The organism is Bacillus salacetis (genome assembly GCF_049177075.1).
GTDB lineage: Bacteria > Bacillota > Bacilli > Bacillales > Bacillaceae_B > Rossellomorea > Rossellomorea salacetis_A.
The window spans coordinates 1,890,597-1,913,875 of record NZ_CP185377.1; the positions used below are offsets into that span (position 1 = coordinate 1,890,597).

The following is a 23,279-nucleotide window of genomic DNA, read 5'->3' on the forward strand; positions in this document are numbered from 1 at the left end:
TAAGCTGGTCTAAACGGGTAAAAAACCTGTAGATCAGCTTTTTTTGCAGGATATTTTCAAGAAACATCGAAATAATGTAAAGGAGGAGTTGAAAACCGATGGAATTTCTTACGCGAAATGAAATGAAACCACTGCTTGATAAGTCAAAAGTGATTGCTGTCGTCGGATTAAGTGACAATCCTGAAAGAACTTCATACATGGTTTCCAAAGCCATGCAGGACAATGGGTACGAAATCATCCCGGTCAACCCGACAATTGATGAAGCATTGGGAGTGAAAGCAGTACCGACACTCAAAGATATCGGCAGGCATGTTGATATCGTCAATGTCTTCCGCAGATCAGAATTTCTTCCTGAAGTCGCAAGAGAATTCGATGAAATCGATGCAGATATCTTCTGGGCACAGCTTGGTGTATACAACGAAGAAGCTTATGAGTTTTTAAGAAGCAAAGGATATACCGTTATTATGGACCGCTGTATCAAGGTAGAACATGCTTTAACACGATAAAGATTCGAACAAGCGACGGAGAGGATTCCGTGGCTTGTTTTTTTCTGTGATTAGTCGCAAAGATGGGATGAATTTTAAAGGAAAAAAGTTTAAAACCAGTACAAAATCGCGGCAATATTGCCTTCTTTTCACGCTTGTTATCAAAAATAAATTTGCGAAATTCAAATAAAACGATACAATAAAGCATAGAAGTTTGACGATACTGTGGTAGAATAGAAGGGCGAACAAGTGTTCTTTTATATAATATAGATCACCATTAGTAGAAAGAGATAAGTTTTGAAAGGGGAATGTTCGTGGCCAACAGAAATCAGACCATGGATTATAATGATGATGCCATTCAGGTGCTGGAAGGTCTTGAAGCGGTCAGAAAAAGACCGGGTATGTATATCGGATCGACAGATGCCAGAGGCTTGCATCACTTAGTTTATGAAATTGTTGATAACTCTGTAGACGAAGCATTAGCCGGCTATGGAGATGAAATCACTGTTACGATACATAAAGATAACAGCTTGAGCGTAGAAGACAGCGGCCGCGGGATGCCTACGGGCATGCATAAGCTCGGAAAGCCGACGCCTGAAATCATTCTGACTGTCCTGCATGCCGGAGGAAAGTTCGGTCAGGGCGGATACAAAACAAGCGGCGGGCTTCACGGTGTAGGGGCATCGGTTGTGAATGCCCTTTCAGAGTGGCTGAAAGTGACGATTATGAGAGATGGGTACGTTTACGAACAATTGTTCGGAGGCGGCGGGAAACCGCAAACGACGCTTGAAAAAGTCGGCAAAACGAAAAAGAGCGGAACAAAGATCAGTTTCAAACCGGACCCATCCATCTTCAGCGTGACTTCTTTTAACTATGACACGTTATGCGAACGTCTCCGTGAATCTGCCTTTCTTCTCAAGGGCCTTAAGATCACCATTATTGATGAACGCCATGATCAGCAAGACGTTTTCCATTATGAAAGCGGCATTCAGGCTTTCGTGCAATATCTGAATGAAGAGAAGGACAGCATCCATCCAGTTGTGTTCTTTGAAGGTGAGCACAACAGCATAGAAGTCGAGTTCGCATTCCAGTTCAATGATGGATTTTCAGAAAATATCCTTTCCTTCGTCAATAATGTCCGTACGAAAGACGGAGGTACACATGAAGCAGGCGCAAAGACAGCCATGACACGGGTTTTCAATGAATATGCCCGTAAAGCAGGAATCTTGAAAGATAAAGATAAGAATCTTGAGGGTACGGATATCCGTGAAGGCCTTGCAGGAATTGTTTCCGTCCGGATCCCGGAGGAACTGCTGCAATTCGAGGGGCAGACAAAAGGGAAGCTGGGGACAAGTGAAGCAAGGTCGGCAGTCGATGCCGTCGTTTCAGAGCATCTGCTATACTTCCTTGAAGAAAACCCTGATACAAGTTCGCTATTGATTAAGAAATCAATTAAAGCGGCACAGGCAAGAGAAGCTGCAAGAAAAGCCCGAGAAGATGCAAGGAACGGCAAGAAGAAAAAACGTTCTGAAACAGTTCTTTCTGGTAAGCTGACACCTGCCCAGTCAAGAAACCCGCAGAAGAATGAATTATATCTTGTCGAGGGTGACTCTGCCGGCGGTTCTGCCAAACAGGGACGCGACCGTAAGTTTCAGGCCATCCTGCCGCTCCGCGGAAAAGTCATCAATACCGAAAAAGCCAAATTGCAGGATATCTTTAAAAATGAGGAAATCAATACAATCATTCACGCTATCGGAGCGGGAGTAGGTCCGGAATTCAACTTGGATGATATCAACTATGATAAAGTCGTGATCATGACAGATGCCGATACAGACGGAGCCCATATCCAGGTTCTTCTCCTGACCTTCTTCTACCGCTATATGAAACCGTTATTAGAAGCGGGAAGAGTATATATCGCCCTGCCTCCGCTTTATAAAGTGAGCAAGGGTACCGGCAAAAAAGAAGTCATTGAATATGCCTGGACAGATGATGAACTTGATGATGCAATCAAGAAAGTCGGAAAGGGTTACATGATCCAGCGATACAAAGGTCTCGGCGAGATGAATGCAGATCAATTGTGGGAAACAACGATGGATCCGGATACCCGTACGCTGATCCGTGTCAAAATCGATGATGCCGCTAGAGCGGAACGCCGTGTGACGACGCTGATGGGGGATAAAGTCGAACCCCGCAGAAAATGGATTGAAAGCAATGTTGCTTTTGGGCTTGAAGAAGATGGCAGCATTCTAGAAAATGAAAATGTATCGGTCGCAGAGGAGGGCAATGTATGACAACTCAAGAACGCTACCAGGACCTGCCTCTTGAAGAGGTACTAGGCGATCGTTTCGGACGATACAGTAAATACATCATTCAAGATCGTGCATTGCCGGACGCACGAGACGGGTTAAAGCCTGTACAGCGCCGGATTCTTTATGCGATGCATGTAGAGGGAAATACACACGAAAAGGGTTTCAGGAAATCAGCCAAAACCGTAGGTAACGTAATCGGTAATTATCATCCACATGGAGATACTTCCGTATATGACGCGATGGTAAGGATGAGCCAGGAATGGAAGGTCAGAAACCTTCTTGTTGAGATGCATGGGAATAACGGAAGCGTAGACGGGGATCCTCCAGCAGCCATGCGTTATACGGAAGCCAGGTTATCTGCGATTTCGACTGAACTCTTAAGGGACATTGAGAAAGATACAGTGGATTTTGTGCCAAACTTTGATGATACATCGAAAGAGCCGACAGTCCTGCCTGCCCGTTTTCCAAGCCTGCTTGTAAACGGATCTACAGGAATTTCAGCTGGTTATGCGACAGACATCCCGCCGCATCACCTGGGAGAAGTCATTGATGCTGTCATCATGCGAATGGACAAACCCGAGTCAACAGTTGATGACTTGATGACAGCCATTAAAGGACCTGATTTTCCTACTGGAGGAATCATTCAGGGTGTCGATGGCATCAAGAAAGCTTATGAAACAGGTAAAGGGAAGATTGTTGTTCGGGGAAAAGCAGAAGTGGAAGATATCCGGGGCGGCAAGCAGCAGATTGTCATCACTGAAATTCCTTATGAAGTCAATAAGGCGAACCTTGTTAAGAAAATGGACGAGTTCCGTATGGACAGGAAAGTCGAAGGAATTTCAGAGGTAAGGGACGAGACTGACCGGACAGGATTGCGCATTGTTGTTGAATTAAAAAAAGATGCAGATGCTGATGGCGTCCTGATGTTCCTTTATAAAAACACAGACTTGCAAATAGCTTACAACTTCAACATGGTGGCCATCCATAACCGCCGTCCTCAGCTGATGGGTCTCCGCCAGCTTCTGGATGCATATATTGGCCATCAAAAAGAAGTGGTGACCAACCGTTCAAAGTATGACCTGAAGAAAGCACAAGAAAGACAGCATATCGTAGAGGGCTTGATGAAAGCCTTATCCATACTCGATGAAGTAATTGCTTCCATCCGTGCTTCCAAGGACAAAAGAGATGCGAAAAATAACTTGATTGCTCAGTTCGATTTTTCCGAAGCTCAGGCGGAGGCAATTGTCTCTTTACAGCTTTACCGCCTGACAAATACGGATATTACCGCATTGAAGAAGGAAGCTGAGGATTTAGCTAACAGGATCAGTGAGTTGACTGCCATCCTCGATAGTGAAAGTAAATTGTTGAGTGTCATTAAAAAAGAACTGAGAGCCATTAAAAAACAGTTTGCTGATGAAAGACGTTCTGAAATCGAAGCGGAGATTGAAGAAATCAAAATCAATCTCGAAGTCATGATTGCGAATGAAGATGTAATGGTAACCGTGACGAAAGACGGCTATATCAAGCGTACAAGTCTCCGTTCATTTGCAGCCTCCAACGGACAGGACCTGGCTATGAAAGAAACGGACAGGCTCTTGATTCAGCAGGAAATGAACACAACAGATGTTCTGCTGCTATTCACAGACAAAGGCAGTTATCTATACTGCCCTGTTCATGAACTCCCGGATATCCGCTGGAAGGATCTTGGCCAGCATGTGGCGAACATCATTTCGATCGATAAGGACGAAAGCCTGATCGGGGCGATGCCGATTAAAGAATTTGATGAGAACAAGTACCTCTTGTTTATCACTAAAAACGGAATGGCGAAAAAGTCACAATTGAGCCAGTATAAAGCTCAAAGATATTCCCGCCCGCTTGTCGCTCTCAATTTAAAGAAGGATGATGTGTTAATTGATGTTCATTTAACGGACGGAAAACAGGATGTGTTCCTTGCTACACATTACGGTTACGGGTTATGGTTCAGCGAAGAGGAAGTCAGTATCGTCGGGCCACGAGCTGCCGGAGTAAAAGGAGTTAACCTGAAGGACGGGGACTATGTTGTTTCGGGGCAGCCTGTTACCAACCCTGCTTCTGAAACAGTCTTTATTGCTACACAACGTGGAGCAGTAAAGAAAATGAAACTGTCAGAGTTTGAAAAATCATCCAGAGCTAAACGCGGTGTGGTAATGCTTCGTGAATTGAAATCGAACCCTCACCGCCTGGCAGGCATGGAAATCGTGGAAGAGATTGATTCTGTAACGCTCGAGACGGATAAGGGCCATGTGGAAACAGTGCAGGCAGTAAATTTCCGTAATAATGACCGATATTCAAACGGTTCATTCGTATTGGATCAAGGGGAAAGCGGTTCAGTCGTAAAAGTGTGGCGGCAGCCCCGTCCTGAACTATAAAAATGAATAGAGAAGCTGGCACCTAGGATTAAGGGATCCAGTTTTTGGAATTTCAATTCTACACCATTAAGCAGCCCAATTGGCTATACAATTGGGCTGCTTATTTTTATTGATGCAAGGGATTAATAACTAAGACATTTGGAGGGTTTACATAAAATTACCTCTGTTGGAGAACATAAGAAAAACTTAGTTCATAAGGAGAGGTTGCTATGAGAAAGGAATTGTTATTTGCATTTGCGGCTTTCTTTTTCATGTCACTGCATGCCATTGCCGGTAATTTTGCCGAAGAACATAATCAGCGAAATGTTCTTGTTATTACCACTTATGAAAAGGATGTCACAGGTGATAAGAAAAAAGATGAAATATCGTTATGGGGTAAACCTTTCGAGCCGGGTTCCTTATTTTATCAAGAGGTCTGGGCAGAGATAACGACTTCCGATGGCAAAGATTTTCGGATTGACTACGAAGGCGGCTATGAACCGGAAATTCAATTTCCAGACCTGAACCATGATGGTGTTAAAGACCTTTTCCAGTCATCGGCGACAGGAGGAAGCGGCGGTCTGTATAATTACAGTCTTTACACATTAGCGGACAGTATAAAAAAAGAGATTGGCATGCCTCCAGCATTGTCAATAGATGCCCATTTTGAGGACAACTATCAAGGAGTCATTACTTTCAACGATACGAATGAATCTTTTACGGTTGATTTAAGTGAACGCAAAGAAGATTATGACCGGTTGGGAATTTACCAGGATGGAAGATTGAATGAACCGACTGAAATGATGGTAATTCCGTATGCCATGTTTGAACCCGTAAAAATAAAAGGAGAGAAGGGACTTGGACTCAGAGGTGTTCAGGAGATAAGCGGGGCTTATCATGCTGATGGTATCGGAGATGTCTATTCTTACTGGTATTATGAAGATGGGAAATGGAACCTGATAAATATTAAGTGGAAAGAGACTCAGGGGTGAAGTGAACCTTTTCTAGGCTTTTATCATACTTTATTGTAGGCAAACACACTTCCATGAATGGTGAGGTGGCTTACAATGAGCGATTTCAATCCAGAGAAGCTTTCAGTTACGTATCACCCTCCTGCTTCTGTCTTTAATCCCATGGATGGCAGGAAGTATACTTTGACACATTCAGACACCACTGGTGAGCTGTTTTTGAGTATAGGCTGTCAATATGACTTTAATAAGGTGAATCCTGCAATGAGGGATGAGGTCCTTGCTGAATGGGGAAGAGTCATGGGGCAGTATACATTATCCGGAATTGTATATGTGAGCGGCGGTGAATTTGATGAAAACCTTTCAAAGGTCCGCTATATGATTTTTCGTAAGGAACTCCCGCTTGCATTATCTGCCATTGTGAATGGAGATCGAGGATTTTTCTCCTATTTTCCCTGGCTGCTGGACGCACCGATTTATATTACATTTGAATCTGTTTTTCCTGAGTTTAATCAAGTGCATTATTATGGGACACCTAGGCAATATCTAACTAAATAAGAGCTTAGCTGAAGGGAAGCTGTATCTCTTCAGCTTTTTTTATTCCAGTTTGAAACTTCTCACCTTGTAATCCGTAAATATATTGAGAAAGATAAGGAGGAAAGAGAAATATGAGATTTTACTCCAAAAAAGGTATTATTATGTTTCCTGTTTTGTTATTTGTACTGATTTTTATATTATTATCGGTCATTATCCAATTTGTCGAGATTGATTTCGTGACAAAAATACTTGGTGAACCCGATACGACGGATTCAGTTGCAGGTGTCGTCATTCCATTGGCAGCTGCAGGGCTGATCATCTGGCTCGTAACCTCAACGTACTATGAAATTAAAGGTAAAACGCTTAAGGTGGTTGCAGGACCAATCCGTTACAATATAGAAATCAGCAGTATAAAGTCAGTCCGTCCAAGCAGGAATCCTCTATCAAGCCCGGCATTATCATTGGATAGACTGGAAATCCAATACAGTAATCCGACAGGCAAAGTAGAAACGAGGAATAGCTGGAGAACGGTTTTGATATCGCCCAAGGATAAGGAAGAGTTTATTCAGGGACTGTTAAATATAAACCCGAATATAGAAGTTTAAGAAAGAAAGTAAAAAATGGGCCAACTCTGGGAGATCTCCGATCAAATAGAGTTGGCCCTCTTTTATTAGAAAGATAAATCTATTTCCGCTATCCCAAAATGGAATATAAAGGGATTGCCTATCACAATATTCTTCTTCTTGAATAAAATATATTAGGACATGTCCAAGAAAAAATAAGGAGAAGGATAATATGTCAAAAAACAGGGTCAATAATACCGATATTTGTACTGAAGATTCACTTCGACAGGCAATTGAAAATGCTCTTCCTGGTGATACCATTTCTATTTCTGGTACCATTACTTTAGACAGCCCGATTGTTATTAATAAAACGTTAACGATAACTGGGCCCAATCCGACAATCAATGGGGACAATACCACACGGATATTCATTATTAGCGGTGCAGCGACTGTTGTAACGATCAGCAATGTAACCTTTGCTAATGGATTTGATAATACAGGCGAAGGCGGCGGGGCTATTCTTAATGAAGGAGCGACACTGAATCTGGAAAGGTGCAGGTTCTTAAATAATGAATCTACTACTTCAGGAGGTGCTTTAGCCAATAGGGATTCGGGTACAATTAATATTTCAAATTGTACATTCACTGATAATACTGCTAATTTTGGAGGAGCTATAGGGAATTTTTCTGGTACAGTAGTAATCTCAAACAGCACATTCACTGACAACAGGGCTGATGAAGGGGATGGTGGTGCTATTGCAAATGATGATATTTTAAGAATTACTAACAGCACCTTCTCTGGTAACTCTGCCTCCCGTGATGGAGGAGTTATTTCAAATGGCGGAGAAGTCACGATTGTAAATAGCAGATTCTTCGGCAGCAGGGGTGAATCGATTAATAATGCGGGGAATGGCGGAGCCATTTCTAATCTTGCTTCTGGTACAGTTAGTATTACAAATAGCACATTTTCCAATTTTAGAGCTGCAGATGTTGGTGGAGCTATAGCCAATAGAGGTACAGTTAATATAAACAATAATAACTTATTCTCCGGAAACTCCGCTAACTTCGGTGGTGCAATTGGTAGTTTTTCTGGTACGGTAAATATCACTAATAGTACGTTCACCGGGAATCTTGCTAATCAAAACGGCGGAGCAGTAACGAATGATGGTATCCTAAGCGTTGTGAGAAGTACCTTTACCAACAATATTGCCGGTAATGTTGGCGGAGCAATTGCTAATACTGGTATTGCTACCGTGATTAGGAGTACATTCACGGGCAATGAGGCTGATAGCGGTGGAGCAATCGCGAATATTCTTCAGGGCACAATCGTTATCACAAACAGCACAATTTCTAACAATACTGATCCACAGGTAATTGGAGTTAGTAATTTTGCCGGGGTTATGTTTTAACAAACTCTATTTAAAGTTAAAAGTAGTTGGTGGCAGATATCAAATCTGCCACCAACTACTTTTTTTATTACTCTTCATCCTCTAAGTCATCAATATATTTCTTCATTTCCGCTATTTCTTTTCGCTGTGCTTTAATGATTCCATCTGCGAGGTCCCTGACACGGGGGTCGGTAATCTCTGCGCGTTCACTTGTTAAGATGGCAATAGAGTGATGGGGGATCATAGCTTCCATATAGTCAACATCATCAACAAGTGTCTGGCTTCGAAGCAAATAGAGTGATAAGCCAAATATAATCACACTACCTGTCAAAATCCCTATATTCACTTTTCGATTCTTCAACATATGAGTCATGAAAATCAACATGATTACAGCCATCGTCGCACCCATTAACAAAGCCATATAGGCTCTTGTTTCACTGAAGAATATGTGATCAACTTTAAAAGTACTCCAATACTTAAATATGAACATAATGATGGTTGAGGTAATCACCATTCCGGCGAATTTCCAATATGGTTTCATTTTTTCCACTCCTTTATAATGTGTTCTTTTAAATGCATTCCCATAGTTTTTGCAGAAAGTATGCAAAAAGCCAATCTTTTTCTATTTAGAGAACGGCGGCTTTCTTTTTAAATACATATATTTACAATTAATGTAAACAATAGTTTTGTAAAAAAGAATTTAGGAGGGCATTAACCATGGGTATTCTATCTTCATCATCAAAAGAAATGGATTTTTGCATTGAATCATGTGAAAGATGTGCACGTGCTTGTTATGAATGTTCAACAGCATGTCTTCAGGAAGCAGATGTTCAGGCAAGGGTGCACTGCCTGCAGATGCTGAATGACTGCGCAGAGATGTGTCTTCAGTCTGTTGCATTAATGGCCAGGAATAGTTCAATGGCTAAACAGCATTGCCAGCTTTGTGCCGAATTCTGTGATGCGTGTGCAGCTGAGTGTGATAAGTTTAAAGATGCACATTGCCAGGAATGTGCAGAGGTTTGCCGTCAATGTGCAGATGCATGCCGTAAAATGGCTCAATAACCTCGTAAGAAACTTAATCATTCTTTAAAAAAGTATAACGGCCACGTTATTGGCTGTTATGCTTTTTTTATTATAAAACGGGTATCCTTCACAATTTCTGCATATTTTTTGGGCATACAATGAGAAGAAACAATGATATTTTGAAGGAGGTTTAATAGATGGAACATGAACATAATCACCAACACCATGAACATTCTCATGGTAAACATACCGAAAAGAACGATCACCTGCATGGAAGCCAGGAAGATCACGCATCTCACCATGCCCATATGGTAGATGATTTTAAAAGAAGGTTTTATATATCATTAATCATTACTATTCCGGTATTGATCCTATCACCAATGATTCAAGACTTCATAGGAATAGACCTAAGATTTACCGGTGAGATGTATATCCTGTTCGGCCTATCTACCTTTATTTTCTTTTATGGAGGCTGGCCGTTTCTCCGCGGTTCATGGGATGAGTTAAAAGGGAAAGAACCTGGAATGATGACGTTGATTGCGTTGGCTATCACTGTTGCCTATGTGTATAGTTCCCTTACTGTATTCGGGCTTTCAGGTAAAAATTTCTTTTGGGAACTGGCCACGTTGATTGATATTATGCTGCTCGGTCACTGGATTGAAATGAAATCAGTGATGGGGGCGTCACGTGCTTTAGAAGAGTTGGTTAAACTTATGCCATCTGAAGCACATCTTATTGATGAAGAAGGAAATGTCAAAGAAGTTCCAACATCTGAGTTGAAACAAGGGGATCATGTCCTGATCAAGCCGGGAGAAAAAGTACCGGTGGATGGATTGATCATCAAAGGAGAATCTTCACTGGATGAATCGATGTTAACAGGAGAATCAGTTCCTGTTGAAAAATTTAAAGAGGACGAGGTCATTGGGGGATCCATCAATGGAGAAGGCTCCTTGACAGTATCTGTCGAAAAGACAGGGGAAGACAGTTATCTGTCTCAAGTGGTAACGATGGTGAAGGAAGCACAAGAATCGAAATCACGGACACAGGACTTATCGAACCGGGCGGCTAAATGGCTGTTTTATATGGCGCTTCTGGCGGGAGTCATCACTCTGGCAGTTTGGTTATTGATTGGAGAAAGTTTCGTTTATGCCCTTGAAAGAATGGTGACGGTCATGGTGATAGCTTGTCCTCATGCACTTGGATTAGCGGCACCGCTTGTTGTTGCAAGATCGACTGCGATTGCAGCTAAACGCGGCCTGTTGATCCGTAACCGGGCAAGCTTTGAAGGAGCCAGAAATCTTGATGCTATTGTATTTGATAAGACAGGTACACTAACGGAAGGAAAGTTTGGCATCACAGATATTGAGACGGTGAATGGTTTTGACGAGGAAGAAGTCATTACGCTTGCCGCTTCACTCGAAGCCCAATCTGAACATCCTATCGCACGAGGGATTTTCGAGGAAGCAGAAAACCGTTCGATTAAATTAAGGGAACCGGAGGATTTCCAATCCATCACCGGTAAGGGCCTTAAGGGTTCTGTGAGCGGGAAGAAAGTCATGGTCGTCAGTCCTGGTTATATGGCTGAGGAAAAAATAGCCTATGAGGAAGATGTATATCAAAAACTCTCAGGAGAAGGTAAGACAGTTGTGTTTGTCCTGGTTGATGGAGAAATGGCTGCGATGATCGCTCTTGCAGATAGAGTAAGAGAGAGTTCGAAGGAAGCCATGAAACGCCTGAAAGAACTCAATATCCGGGCAATGATGTTGACAGGTGATAACAAGCAGGTTGCCAATTGGGTAGCAAAGAATTTAGATCTGGATGAAGTTTATGCAGAGGTTCTGCCACACCAAAAAGCGGACAAGATTAAAGAAGTAAAAAAAGAAGGATTGAAGGTAGCGATGACAGGGGACGGCGTGAATGATGCCCCGGCGCTTGCAAATGCCGATCTCGGTATTGCTGTAGGTGCAGGAACAGATGTAGCAATGGAGACAGCGGATGTTATTTTGGTTAAAAGTAATCCGAATGATGTAGTATCCATTATTTCCCTTTCAAAGGCAACTTATAGAAAGATGATACAAAACCTTTGGTGGGCTGCCGGCTATAACATAGTGGCCATCCCGCTTGCAGCAGGAGTTCTTTATAATGCTGGCATAGTATTGAGTCCTGCAGTGGGTGCAGTCCTCATGTCCCTGAGTACAGTTATTGTGGCCATAAATGCAAAACTACTTAAAGTATAATCACGTAAAAAAGGTGTTTTCCATGAGGAAAACACCTTTTTTACTTATTCTTTAGGCTTCTCTATTAATTTTTCAATTTGCTCTACAATTTTTGATGTTTCGTCTGAACTTGCGGATGGCTGTGCAGACCATCCGTTTTTCTTGATGATTTCTTCATATTGGTTTGCGATTTCCATTTGATCCTTTGCCATTCTTACATGTGTTTGTTTAACTTTTTCATCTTTCATGACGGTACTGTGAACATAATTCGCTTTCGATAAGGAGTTAGCGGTGAACATGCCATCCAGAGCTGCATGTCGGTCTCTAAAGACCGTACTAGCATGGCTATCCTTCTCTTTATCTACCTCACTGAACTCAAGAGAACCCTCATAGCCAAGGAAGTCCATCATGGTTTCGGCATGTTCTTTTAAAGTATCAATTTGTTTTGTGATGATCTCTCTGAGTTTTTCATCTTGAACATGAAGTTTGCTATCCATTAGTCGGTGCATCACCCCGTCATGCATGATTAAATGTTCAGCCATTAGTCCGGTTTCGGTCATTTTCAACATGTTAATTCCTCCTTCTAAATGGTATAAGTCATTTTTACCCTGCTTTTATGCAGAATATGTGCAAAAAGAAGTGATTTGCGCCTGGTTCACTATTCCTTCAATAGAATTGCAAAGTTTCTTCATATTTAGCGGCTATAATCAAAAAAGAGTAGATGAAACAGTGTATATTTTTTTGGGTGTTTTATTAGGGGTGGGGGTATTAGAAAGGAAGGTTGAGTGTAATGAAAAAGTGGATAGTCCTTTTACTTACAGTTATGGTTGTTTCGGCGTGCAGTAATGAGCCGAAAGAAGAGGGAGATACGAGTATTACAGAGTTAACGGGTTCAAATGAACGGAAGAATGCAAAGGAATTTACCATTTCGGCAGCAGAAAAAGAGTGGGAAATTTCTTCAGGCCAAGTCATCGAGGCATGGACCTATAATGGAACTGTGCCAGGTGAAGAAATTCGAGTACAAGAGGGAGACCACCTTAAAGTGAAATTGGAGAACCATCTTTCTGAACCTGTTACGATACACTGGCATGGAATGGTCCTGCCAAACCCGATGGACGGAGTGGCAGGTGTCACCCAGAATTCCGTTCAGCCTGGAGAAAGCTTCGTTTATCAATTCCAAGCGAAAGAAGCGGGAACGTATTGGTATCACTCTCATCAGCAAAGTTCCAAGCAAGTGGACAAAGGATTATATGGTGCACTTATTGTGGAAGATCCCGAAAAAACATATGATTCCGATAGGGTTCTTATTTTTGATGAATGGGCATTAAATGGTTCCTCCAGTAATGGAATGATGGGAGGGATGATGGATGGTAGTATGAACGATGGCGACATGGATACCCATATGTCATACAACACCTTATCCATCAATGGCAAAGCGGGGAATGCAATAACACCGATTGAAGTGGAACAAAACGAATTGGTAAGGCTCCGCTTGATCAATGCCGGGTATGCGAAACGAACACTGGCATTCAATGGACAGGAATATAGAGTCGTCGCCAATGACGGCAATGAAGTTAAGAATGGTGAGAAAACAGATCAGCTGCTCGAGATTGCACCGGGTGAGAGAATTGATGTAGAATTTGAGGCAGGGAATCCATCATGGATTATCGAAGAAGCAGTAGAAGAAAACAGTCTTTCCATCCCTGTGTTTGCTTCTGGCAGCAGTACAAGGGATCAACATGCCCGACAAGCTCAATCAACCCTGTTATCTTACACTGAATATGGCGAGATGAATGCCTTATTTGAAAGGGAAGTGACTCCTGATTTAGAATATGATATGGACTTGGGAGTCAGCATGGGCATGATGCAGGGCGGAATGAAGTTTACGATCAATGATGAAACTTTCCCTGAAACAGAAAATATCAAGGTCAGTGAAGGGGATATGGTGAAAGTTAATTTGACGAATGACAGTATGCTTGATCATCCCATGCATCTTCATGGCCACCACTTTCAAGTCATTTCAAAGAATGGACAAGTACTTGAAAATCCACTGGTCAAAGACTTGATTAATGTGAAACCTGGTGAGAGCTACGAAATCATTTTCAAAGCGGACAATCCCGGCCATTGGCTCCTGCACTGTCATGATTTGGTCCATGCAAATAATGGCATGGTGACTGTGGTAAAATACAATGATGTCTATTCACCCTTTGAATTGGAAGGGAAATTTGATAACCAACCGGAATAAAGGACTTTTCACACTCAGTAGGAGGAAAGAAGAAAATGAAAAAGTGGATTTTTTCAGCTGTACTTTATCTCATAATTGTCATAACAGCGTATTCGATATATGACCAATTTGCTGAGGGGGAAAATATTGAACGGCAAGCGCATGGTGAATCCCATGCAGAGAACACAGAAGGAGAGAACCATAACCATAATGATGGTTCTCATGAACACGATGGAACTGGAGAATGGTGGGCAAATATAGTGGAGACAGAAGTAAAAGTGGATAATGAGAATCTGAATATAACGATTAAAGATTCTGCAGGAGAGTATGTAGAAGAATTGGAAATTAATCATGAGAAACTGCTTCACCTGATTGTGGTGACCACAGACTTGGAGACGTATAAGCATCTTCATCCTGAACAGACAGGACCAGGTCAATTCAGAGTGAAACATGATCTTCCGGAAGGGGCATATAAAGCCTTCATAGACATCAAGCCAAAAGAAATGAACTATGAAGTGCAGCCAATCTCTTTCAAAATAGCGGAAGGAAGCGGGAAACCTGCCAACTTACAAGAATCAAAAAATTTAACAGTGGAACAATCCGGCCATGCGGTCACGCTGCAGCCAAGTTCACAAAAGGTGAATGAAGAAGTTGTACTTGAATTTGATCTTGATGGTGAAACTCCTGAGCCCTATCTCGGTGCTCTTGGACACGTCGTTATACTGGATGAAAAGGCAGAAGAATATATCCATGTGCATCCTGGCGAAGGAGACAAGCCTGTGTTCCTGACTGAATTTCAAAAGCCTGGTCTGTATAAGGTTTGGGCAGAATTCAAGTTTGAAGGAGAAGTGTTTACCTTTCCTTACGTATTGAAAATAGAAGAATGATAAAAAAAGACACAAGTTTGAAATAAATGAACTTGTGTCTTTTTATCCCCAATAAGTGATAGTATCGAAGATTCCTATAATAACAAGCAGGATACCGGCTGATTTCTGTATAAACGCTCCTGCTTTTCTACTGTTTTTCAAAACAGATCCATTAATCTCCAGGAACGCCATGATAAACAGTATAATCAGCAGGGGAATGGATGTGGCAATCCCGAAGATCGACGGCAAAATGATTCCAGCTGGACTGGCTAGTGCTACGGGCATCAAAGAAACAAAGAACAGAACGAACATGGTAGGGCAGAAGGCAATGGAAAAGCTCGCTCCCATGATAAAGGAGCCTGCTTTGCCTCTACCCATTTTGACCGGTATACGTTCAAGCATCCTTGCAAGGAATTTCATTTTAAAGGCCCCTGCTAAAAATAATCCTACCAAAATGATCATCGGCCCAATTGCCTTTCTCATATAAGGGAAGAAGAGGGTGGTCGATTTTTGAAATTCTGAACCAAACCACCAAACCATGCCACCCAGAAAGGAAAACACCAATACTTTTCCTAATAAGAAGAAAAGAACCTCAAGCCAGTCGGTCCTGGATTGCACAGTCCTGTTCCCATAGATGGTGATTGCGCTGATATTAGCAGTCAACTGGCATGGAGCCAATGCACCGATCAATCCCAAAACCGCTGCAAAAACAAAAGGGTAATCCATGACGCTGTCCACCATATTCAAAAAGGGCGAACTTAATGTGTTACTGATTTTCGATAGGATTGCATACATGCTTTCACAGCCAATCGTTTAAGAGTTTTCTCCTATATTAGAAATATCTTTCCAATTCTCTCCATTATCATTTGTTGTATAGATATCATTTTTATATGTTACAATGGACCATCCCTGTTCATTTTTCGGATTCGGAGCAATGTACATGATAGGGTTATCTCCTTCCAGAGAGGGAGTAGGGAACGGAGTCACGCCCCCCTCCTCGATATTCCACTCGTACAGTTGGATTTTGCCTTGTTGAATGCTTGCAAATAATCCAGTATTTTCATTTATTGAAAGGCCTGTCACCATGGAGGTTTCTGGTACTGGAGTGAAGTTCTCCCCCTGATCTCTCGATAAAAAGACACCATCCTTGCCGGCAATGGCTACGATCTTTTTATCGGATGGGTGTACAGCAATGTTTCCGATTGATTCCGATCTAAATCCAGACATGCTCATTTTTTTCCAGGTTTCCCCTTCATCTTCTGTTACATAGAAGCCCCTTTCCAACTGGGAGTTCGGCTGCTCATTGATGGCATAAATTACGCCGGATTCATAACCTGCTGCCATATAGTGAAAATCGATTTCGCCGTAGAAAGCCAGCTTTTCAAGGCTTGCCCCTTCATCGGTACTTTTTACTAAACCAAGCGGATTCTTTAAATCAGACCCTTCTTCTGGATGCCCGCTGGAGTAAAATCCATTTTGAAAAGATTGGAATCCCATGTAATCATGCTTGTTACTATTTGATTCCAACCACTTGCCGTCTTCAAATTTCATCAAGCCTTCATGAGTGGCGACAAATAAATCATCTTCATTATTCGGATAGCCAGCTCCATGGATGTGGTCAATTTTTTCTCTTTCAGCTTTAACAAATGCATAATCTTCCTCATCAGATGAACACGCGGTTAGTATAAGTGCTATTGCTGCAAAAGTAATTATTCCTTTAGTCTTTTTCATTGTTAGCCCTCTAATCTTTTAAATTTTCCATTGATAGCCAATTCCCCAAACAGTGGTCAAGTGCTTTTCAATCGGTATGCTTACTTTTTTCAATTTGTCACGGAGGTTCCTAATATGGGAATCAACTGTCCGTATATCAGTGTCCGCATTGATATCCCATGCAGTGGATAGCAGCTGCTCTCTAGTATAGACCCTTTCAGGATGTTTCATTAACGTTTCAAGCAGCAAGAATTCTTTCAATGTTAACGAAAGGGAGAGGTCATGATACTTTAATGTGTAGGCATCCGTATTCAAACGGAATTCTCCTCTGGAAATCTCATTATTTTGATCTTGAACATGAGATTCTTGTCTTCTTAGCAAGGCGTGAACCCGAGCTGCCAAAATATCTTCATCGAAAGGTTTAGTGATATAATCATCAGCACCGACATCAAGCCCATTGATTACATCTTCCTTATCACTTCTGGCGGTAAGCATGATAATGGGGACACTGGAGAAGTCCCGGATCTTTCGGCATGTGGTCCACCCGTCGATTTCCGGCATCATGACATCCAGCAGAACAAGGTCGATCTTTTCTTTTTTTAAGGCAAGGATGGCATCATATCCTCCGGAAACCTTCAGACATGAATAGCCTTTGGGCTCCAGATATAATTCCAGGAGGTTAAGCATCCTGACTTCATCATCGACAAGTAAAATCTTCTTCAAGAAAATCACCTCACTAAATAAGTATTTCTACAGTTGTACCTTTCTCTTCCTTGCTCACTATTGACACCGAACCACCATGAGCTTCAACTAATTCCTTTACTATGGATAGGCCCAGCCCGGAACCGCCATTTCCCCGGGAACGTGATTTTTCAACCCGATAAAGACGTTTGAAGATATTTTGAAGTTCATCTTCGGGTATACCAATTCCTTGGTCAGAAACTGTAATTCGGACTTTTTCTTCCTGTGTAGAACTGACTGTTAGCTTCGTAACCGTATTTCCCTCTGAATATTTAAGAGCATTATCAAGCAGGTTGAGGATGATTTGCTCAAGGCGGAGGGGGTCCACAAAAGCAGGGATGCCCTTGGGACAATTGATTTGAAGAGTAATGTTTTTTCGATCGAAGGCAGGTCCGACCTTCCCAGCCACATCTTGGATGAGCGGGCATAATTCAATCTCTTGTTTTGTGATTGTGAAGTTATTCTGATCAATTTTTGCCAACTCGAAAAGGTTCTCAATCAAATGCACGATTCTCCCTGACTCATCCTGAATGATCTTCAGATATTCATTTCGTTTTTCTTCGGACAACCCTTCACGGAGGGCAACAGTGGTATACCCTTGAATGTAGGTCAATGGCGTGCGTAATTCATGTGAAACACTGGCCAAGAATTCAAGCCGGTCATTTTGAATGCTTTCCAGATCATTCGCAAGTTTTTGGATAGAGCTTGAGAGTTCACCAAGTTCATCCTGCCCGAGTTCGGGAAGCTTCACTTGAAAGTAGCCATTGGTAAGGTCTTCTGTAGCCTTTTTCATCTTGATGAGCGGGCTTGTCAAAATCTTAGACAACAGAAAATAAATGACAGCAATAATTATCAGACTCAGGATTCCTGACAATATAAAATGATAGTTCAGTTTTTGGATCAATGCCCTCAAAGGCTCTGTATTTTTAAACATATACACATAACCTTGTTCAGACCCGGTGTTATACTCAGTTACGGTAGCAAGATAATTCATTTCTTTCCAATTGGACTCAATCAGCAATCCGTTTCTGGAGATTTCAATTGGATGGTCATTGATCAAGTTTCTCATTCCAACTGAGACATCCTTGGAGCTGGCGATAATCTCTTTGTTTTCATCCGTGATGACGACCTCGGTCTCTGTTTTCGATTCCATGAGTGCTATGTGATTCAAAGTCCCTTCCGTATAGCTGTCTTCCAGTACATCCCGATGGCTGTTGCCCCTGGAAAGGATAGATTGAAATTCTTCCTGGATTCTTGAATCAATCATGCTGTTGTAGAGATAGGCCATTAACAAGGATTCCATAATCAAAACAGCTGCAAGAAAGTACATAGCCAGCTTTGTTGATATTTTCTTCATCATAAATCCCCATTTCTTTTACGCCGTATTCATTGTACACGCTAAATATGAAGAATGTTTGCAGGAAGGTCATTAAAATTCAAAAGTTAAGGAGCAAGGACTTTAATCGCAAAAATGAATATCCCTTTAATAATATTTTAGCAATCAAGAAGAACTTTTAAAAATAGTGCAAAAGATAGACGCTCCTACATACATTTTGCATACTTTTCAGCAATAATAAATCCAAAGGAGGAAGAAAGAATGAAAAACATCATATTAGTGCTGGTCACATTGCTTATAATAACTTTAGCGGCCTGCGGGACAAACAATCAGGATAAGGCAGGAAAATCAAAAAGCGGTAGTGAAGCAGAAGAAAGTCAACAAGGTCATACGGGTCATGAGGCTGCAGGGGAAAACGATAGTCATGAAGGAATGGAGCACGCAGGCAGTGGGGAAGAACCGGAAGGAATGATAGAAGCTGCATCCCCTAAATACGAAGTGGGCAGCAATGTCATAATAGATAATGAACATATGCCTGGGATGAAGGGGGCGGAAGCAACAATTGTTGGTGCTTATGATACGACAGTTTATAGAGTGTCGTATGATCCTGTCACAGGGGGAGATAGAGTTGAAAAGCATGAGTGGGTGGTTCATGAAGAATTAAAGGATGCAGGCGATGAACCGTTCAAGCCTGGTGAAGAGGTAACGATCATAGCCGAGCATATGGAAGGAATGAAAGGTGCAGCTGCGATAATCGATACTGCTGAACAAACCACTGTTTATGTTGTTGATTATACGCCTCAAAATGGAAGTGAGATAGTGAAGAATCACCTCTGGGTAACAGAGGACGAACTGTCTCTGGAAGAATAAGGACATAAAAAACTCCGAATGATTCTGCTCGGAGTTTTTTGTGTCCTTTTAAATGAAATGGCTCAAGGCGAGTCCTAGGGAAACAAAGCAGCCAATAGAAACGGATAGGATCGTGATAACGGCCTTATTGTCTTTTCTTTTTATTGTTAAATACTCCTCATATCTAATTTCACCTAAAACAAACCTGAGGCCTGCTAAATCAAGGTCAATCGTAAACTGCTGGCCGCTTTCGTCCTCCACTGTTACTTTCTTGATTAAAAGCTTTGAAGAATACGGGGGGTTGATATTGAAACGTTCAAAAGGCATCGTCCTGCCTTTATTTATTTGGAGTTTTACAGGTTTATAGATAGTCGAATCGGCCATCTTTTGCAAAATAAGATAAGTTTGTTCCTCATAAAAATCCTCTGGAATACAAATGATGACCACCTTCTTTCTATAAAATATAAATATGAAGGAGCTTCAGAAGTGTGATTTTTCATCTTTTGAAAGAGTCTTGTTTATTTTTGCTATATCTTTTGAGAAGGGCAATGATAATAACCAATGAAGTCAATGAAAGGATGACTTTTCCTTTCCAGCTCAAGAAAAGAACTTCTTGTATGGCATAAGCTTCAATTAGAATTGAAGGAACTTTTCCAAGAGTACTTGCAAAAGCAAAGTTCATCAAACCCATTTTACTGAAGGCTCCCGATAAAGTGACTATGCCTGAAGGAACAAAAGGAAGCAGCCTAAGGGCCAGGACTAGAAAAAAAGCTTCGGCTCCCTTTGATTTCTGAAGTCTTGTTAAATGTTTTTGATGGATGGGTTTAGTTCTGGTTCCAATCACTTTTTTTATCCCCGTTTGATAAAGGAGAAAACTTATGACCGCACCCGATGCTTCCCCAATGAAGGAAATGAGCATGCCAAACTCAAAACCAAAAACCGTAATATTGGCCGCAGTTAGAAAAGCGCTTGGGACAATCCCAAGTATACTGATAGTTATGTTCAAAAGGATGCTGATAACTATTGCAAAATATTGATTAGAGTACCCAAGCCAGTTACTTAATATTAATTCCATGGAATCTCCTTATCATCCTTTGAAATTCATGTATTATTAATCGCACTAGTTAAAATAGCAACTAGATTTTGTCATAGAAGAGTATAGCATGTTTGGGGAGATTTTTAATAAGCTTGCTGATCAAAATAAAAAAAGAACCCCGCTTAATAATAAGTAGTTCAGTTTGGGAGTGCAAAAACCATCTTTGTACCCTTGATAGAACTGCTTTTTTTATGAAACGTCATACTAATCTGCACCCTGAATTGTAAAGTAAAAAGCAACCAAAACTGGCTGCCTTACGGAAAGAAGATGGTAAGATGAAGTGGAGGGAATAGGTCATTGAAGGAGCAGGATAGTCGAAATGATTTTTGGATTATAGGAAGGCCTATCCTAAAGTGAGTGTCGCAGATCCATAAAATAACGGAAGATTTTTCCCTTAAACTGCAAAAATGACTGATTGAGCGATAAATAAGAGAAGATTTTCCCCTTATTCCTGGTACAGCCCCCATTTTTCATGATTTTCATAAGAATAGCGGAAGATATTTCCCTTATTTCAACTAATTTTAGTTGCTTTTCCAAAATAAGGGAAGTTTCTTCCCTTATTTTCATAAGCTCATGCTGCTGATTTTCTTTTTGCCCCATGAAATCCCACTCTTTTTTATACCGTTTTGCAAGTTACTTCGCTAGAAAAATCGCAGGACTCCAATATATATTTCAGTGTTATGGAAACGATGCGAAAAGACACTTGAAAGTAGAGATTTGCTGTAATACCACTAAAAAATAGCATACGAATAATGGTTGAATTCGTATGCTAAAAACTATGAATTTAATATGGTTTGTACCTCTAATCTGAACTTAGTTTAATAACGGAGTTCCTTGAATATCAACACGCCTAAAGTTTTATAGCTGTTTGTACTATTTGGTGAGTATGCATACCATTAACTCTTCTCCAACTTTTTTAGCGGCTGTGTTGTTGGGCCCTCAATCACTTGGCCATCATATTGAAACCTTGAACCATGACATGGACAATCCCATGATCGCTCGCCATTATTCCACTCCACTTCACAACCCATGTGGGTGCAAGTGGTATCTACTAGATGCACTTTCCCCATGTTATCTTTGTAAGCTCCTGCCCGTTTGCCATCGACGTTGACAACGGATCCCTCATCATTATGAAGGTCATTTACAGTTTTTTCTGGTTTTTCTAATTTAGCTTTCACAAGCATTTTGGCACTGTGTTTCCCCATTTTAGCCGCTTTCTTCAAATTATGTGCTACATCATGGCGGCCTGGGGAGAAGATGTCCGAATAAGGATTCTCTCTGTCCAGAATAAGATCACTTATGATCATACCGGCCAAGGTGCCAGTGCTCATTCCCCATTTTTGAAAACCCGTTGCCACAAAAATTTGATCATCCAGCATGGAGTACTTTCCTATATAGGGGACTCTATCCAATGGCACTGGATCTTGTGATGACCATCGATAAAGAACTTCATCGATCCCAAATGTCTTTTCCCCAAACTCATAAAGCTTCTCGTAGCTTTCAAGTGTATTTTCTTTATGGCCTGCAGAATGACCCTGTCCGCCAATGAATACAATTTGTTCCCCGTCTTCGGAAGTGGAACGCAATGAATAGCCTGGCTTTTCTGCACTGATAAACATGCCGTACGGTAGTTCTTTCTTTGTCTTGGCTGCCAGTAAGTAAGAGCGTTTTACCTCCATTCGGTTAAAATAAAAACCTTCTTTATCATAAAAAGGGAAGTGGGAGCAGACTGCCACATAACGACCTTCCACCTTGAAACCCTGGATTGTTTCCACCGAAGGCTCTTTGCCGTGATCAATATCCGTCACACGGGTATTTTCAAAAATTTGCCCTCCGGCTTTTAAGATTTCATTTATTAAGTGTTTTAAGTATTTAACAGGGTGGAATTGCGCCTGATTATGCATGACAACTGCCGCCTCCGCATCTGCATCGAAAGGAAGGCTGGTCTCAAAACGCCCGTCAATCCCCAGTTTCTGATAGGCATCATATTCTTTCTTCAGCTCTTCTTTCTTTTCGGTGGTGGAAGCATAAATATAAGCATCCTGTGTACTGAAATCACAATCAATTTTTTCTTCATTTACAAGCTGGCGGATAAAGTCAACAGCTTTCTGATTTGCCTGATAGTACTGCTTTGCCTTTTCGATTCCAAGTTCATTCAACAAATGATCATAAATCACATCGTGCTGTGCAGAAAGCTTGGCTGTTGTATTCCCTGTTGTCCTGCTGACCACTTGCTCTGCCTCAAGTACAGTTACTTTCACACCTTGCTTAGATAAAAAATACGCAGTTGTAAGTCCCGAAATACCCGCTCCGACAACAACTGCTTCAGTTTGAATATTTTCCTGCAGTGCTTCAAAAGAAGGAAGATCTGCAGTTTCCAGCCAGTAGGAACTGGACTGACTTGGTAAATTGGTGTTTTTCAAAAAGATCCCTCCAAATTACAAACTATTCCCGTACATGGGTTTACAGTTCCTTTTCCCAAACATCTTTGATAAAAAACAGATAAATAGAAAGTAGGTAAGGGGAAGATATAATTTCCTTTCATTTATCTCAGTTTCAGAAATACATATATAAAAATAAAC

At 41.4% G+C, this 23,279-nt stretch carries 21 protein-coding genes; 12 read left to right on the plus strand and 9 right to left on the minus strand.

Going from position 1 to position 23,279, the window contains the following annotated elements; translation table 11 throughout:
• Positions 1-98: 98 nt before the first annotated feature.
• The 7 genes from ACOJQI_RS09610 to ACOJQI_RS09640 all read left to right on the plus strand — a co-directional run bounded on the left by ACOJQI_RS09610 (position 99) and on the right by ACOJQI_RS09640 (position 8,657).
• The gene (locus ACOJQI_RS09610; protein ID WP_421385004.1) at positions 99-506 is read left to right on the plus strand and encodes a CoA-binding protein; all 408 of its coding nucleotides are present in this window, start codon (positions 99-101) and stop codon (positions 504-506) included.
• A gap of 314 nt (positions 507-820) precedes the next feature.
• Complete coding sequence (parE, locus tag ACOJQI_RS09615) at positions 821-2,776, plus strand: DNA topoisomerase IV subunit B (RefSeq protein ID WP_421385440.1); 1,956 nt, start codon at positions 821-823, stop codon at positions 2,774-2,776.
• Positions 2,773-5,202, plus strand: a complete 2,430-nt coding sequence (gene parC / locus ACOJQI_RS09620; protein WP_421385005.1) for a DNA topoisomerase IV subunit A — start codon at positions 2,773-2,775, stop codon at positions 5,200-5,202. Before parE ends, parC begins: the two co-directional genes overlap by 4 nt.
• Before the next feature lie 209 nt (positions 5,203-5,411).
• Positions 5,412-6,173, plus strand: coding sequence for a hypothetical protein (locus ACOJQI_RS09625; RefSeq protein WP_421385006.1), 762 nt, complete (start codon positions 5,412-5,414; stop codon positions 6,171-6,173).
• A gap of 75 nt (positions 6,174-6,248) precedes the next feature.
• Complete coding sequence (locus ACOJQI_RS09630) at positions 6,249-6,707, plus strand: staygreen family protein (RefSeq protein WP_421385007.1); 459 nt, start codon at positions 6,249-6,251, stop codon at positions 6,705-6,707.
• Between the two features lie 110 nt (positions 6,708-6,817).
• Positions 6,818-7,291, plus strand: coding sequence for a PH domain-containing protein (locus ACOJQI_RS09635; RefSeq protein ID WP_421385008.1), 474 nt, complete (start codon positions 6,818-6,820; stop codon positions 7,289-7,291).
• 190 nt (positions 7,292-7,481) lie between these two features.
• Complete coding sequence (locus tag ACOJQI_RS09640; RefSeq protein ID WP_421385009.1) at positions 7,482-8,657, plus strand: hypothetical protein; 1,176 nt, start codon at positions 7,482-7,484, stop codon at positions 8,655-8,657.
• Positions 8,658-8,724: 67 nt separating this feature from the next.
• Here ACOJQI_RS09640 and ACOJQI_RS09645 read toward each other — a convergent pair whose 3' ends face one another.
• Complete coding sequence (locus ACOJQI_RS09645) at positions 8,725-9,177, minus strand: DUF305 domain-containing protein (RefSeq protein WP_421385010.1); 453 nt, start codon at positions 9,175-9,177, stop codon at positions 8,725-8,727.
• A 176-nt stretch (positions 9,178-9,353) separates the two neighbouring features.
• Between ACOJQI_RS09645 and ACOJQI_RS09650 the strand changes: the two genes are divergently transcribed.
• Together ACOJQI_RS09650 and ACOJQI_RS09655 are read left to right on the plus strand one after the other, a co-directional pair.
• Entirely contained in the window at positions 9,354-9,698 is a 345-nt protein-coding gene (locus ACOJQI_RS09650; RefSeq protein ID WP_421385011.1) for a four-helix bundle copper-binding protein, read from the plus strand.
• Positions 9,699-9,856: 158 nt separating this feature from the next.
• Positions 9,857-11,896 (plus strand): heavy metal translocating P-type ATPase, encoded by a 2,040-nt coding sequence (locus ACOJQI_RS09655; protein ID WP_421385012.1) that lies wholly within the window; start codon positions 9,857-9,859, stop codon positions 11,894-11,896.
• Between the two features lie 44 nt (positions 11,897-11,940).
• Here the strand turns inward: ACOJQI_RS09655 and ACOJQI_RS09660 are convergent, their stop codons facing one another.
• Positions 11,941-12,444, minus strand: a complete 504-nt coding sequence (locus ACOJQI_RS09660) for a hypothetical protein (protein ID WP_421385013.1) — start codon at positions 12,442-12,444, stop codon at positions 11,941-11,943.
• Positions 12,445-12,665: 221 nt separating this feature from the next.
• On the opposite strand from ACOJQI_RS09660, the gene ACOJQI_RS09665 reads away from it, so the two are divergent.
• Both ACOJQI_RS09665 and ACOJQI_RS09670 read left to right on the plus strand, forming a co-directional pair.
• Positions 12,666-14,120: a multicopper oxidase family protein gene (locus tag ACOJQI_RS09665; protein WP_421385014.1), complete on the plus strand. Its 1,455-nt coding sequence runs from the start codon at positions 12,666-12,668 to the stop codon at positions 14,118-14,120.
• A 35-nt stretch (positions 14,121-14,155) separates the two neighbouring features.
• Positions 14,156-14,986: a hypothetical protein gene (locus ACOJQI_RS09670; protein WP_421385015.1), complete on the plus strand. Its 831-nt coding sequence runs from the start codon at positions 14,156-14,158 to the stop codon at positions 14,984-14,986.
• 42 nt (positions 14,987-15,028) lie between these two features.
• Here ACOJQI_RS09670 and ACOJQI_RS09675 read toward each other — a convergent pair whose 3' ends face one another.
• Genes ACOJQI_RS09675 through ACOJQI_RS09690 form a run of 4 tightly spaced genes read right to left on the minus strand, consistent with a single transcriptional unit; the run spans position 15,029 to position 18,776 of the window.
• A complete protein-coding gene (locus ACOJQI_RS09675) occupies positions 15,029-15,760 on the minus strand; it encodes a sulfite exporter TauE/SafE family protein (RefSeq protein ID WP_421385016.1) in 732 nt (243 codons plus the stop codon).
• Positions 15,761-15,778: 18 nt separating this feature from the next.
• Entirely contained in the window at positions 15,779-16,696 is a 918-nt protein-coding gene (locus ACOJQI_RS09680) for a F510_1955 family glycosylhydrolase (RefSeq protein ID WP_421385017.1), read from the minus strand.
• 18 nt (positions 16,697-16,714) lie between these two features.
• Positions 16,715-17,398 carry a response regulator transcription factor gene (locus ACOJQI_RS09685; protein WP_421385018.1) on the minus strand — a complete coding sequence of 228 codons (684 nt, stop codon included), beginning with the start codon at positions 17,396-17,398 and terminating at the stop codon, positions 16,715-16,717.
• 13 nt (positions 17,399-17,411) lie between these two features.
• Positions 17,412-18,776: a sensor histidine kinase gene (locus ACOJQI_RS09690; protein ID WP_421385019.1), complete on the minus strand. Its 1,365-nt coding sequence runs from the start codon at positions 18,774-18,776 to the stop codon at positions 17,412-17,414.
• 237 nt (positions 18,777-19,013) lie between these two features.
• Here ACOJQI_RS09690 and ACOJQI_RS09695 point away from each other — a divergent pair, with 237 nt between their 5' ends.
• Positions 19,014-19,622 carry a DUF1541 domain-containing protein gene (locus ACOJQI_RS09695; protein WP_421385020.1) on the plus strand — a complete coding sequence of 203 codons (609 nt, stop codon included), beginning with the start codon at positions 19,014-19,016 and terminating at the stop codon, positions 19,620-19,622.
• Between the two features lie 48 nt (positions 19,623-19,670).
• On the opposite strand, the gene ACOJQI_RS09700 is transcribed toward ACOJQI_RS09695, so the two are convergent.
• The 3 genes from ACOJQI_RS09700 to ACOJQI_RS09710 form a co-directional block, all read right to left on the minus strand.
• Positions 19,671-20,048, minus strand: coding sequence for a hypothetical protein (locus tag ACOJQI_RS09700; RefSeq protein ID WP_421385021.1), 378 nt, complete (start codon positions 20,046-20,048; stop codon positions 19,671-19,673).
• Positions 20,049-20,097: 49 nt separating this feature from the next.
• The gene (locus ACOJQI_RS09705) at positions 20,098-20,676 is read right to left on the minus strand and encodes a TVP38/TMEM64 family protein (RefSeq protein WP_421385022.1); all 579 of its coding nucleotides are present in this window, start codon (positions 20,674-20,676) and stop codon (positions 20,098-20,100) included.
• A 917-nt stretch (positions 20,677-21,593) separates the two neighbouring features.
• The gene (locus ACOJQI_RS09710) at positions 21,594-23,120 is read right to left on the minus strand and encodes an FAD-dependent oxidoreductase (protein WP_421385023.1); all 1,527 of its coding nucleotides are present in this window, start codon (positions 23,118-23,120) and stop codon (positions 21,594-21,596) included.
• Between the last annotated feature and the right edge of the window lie 159 nt (positions 23,121-23,279).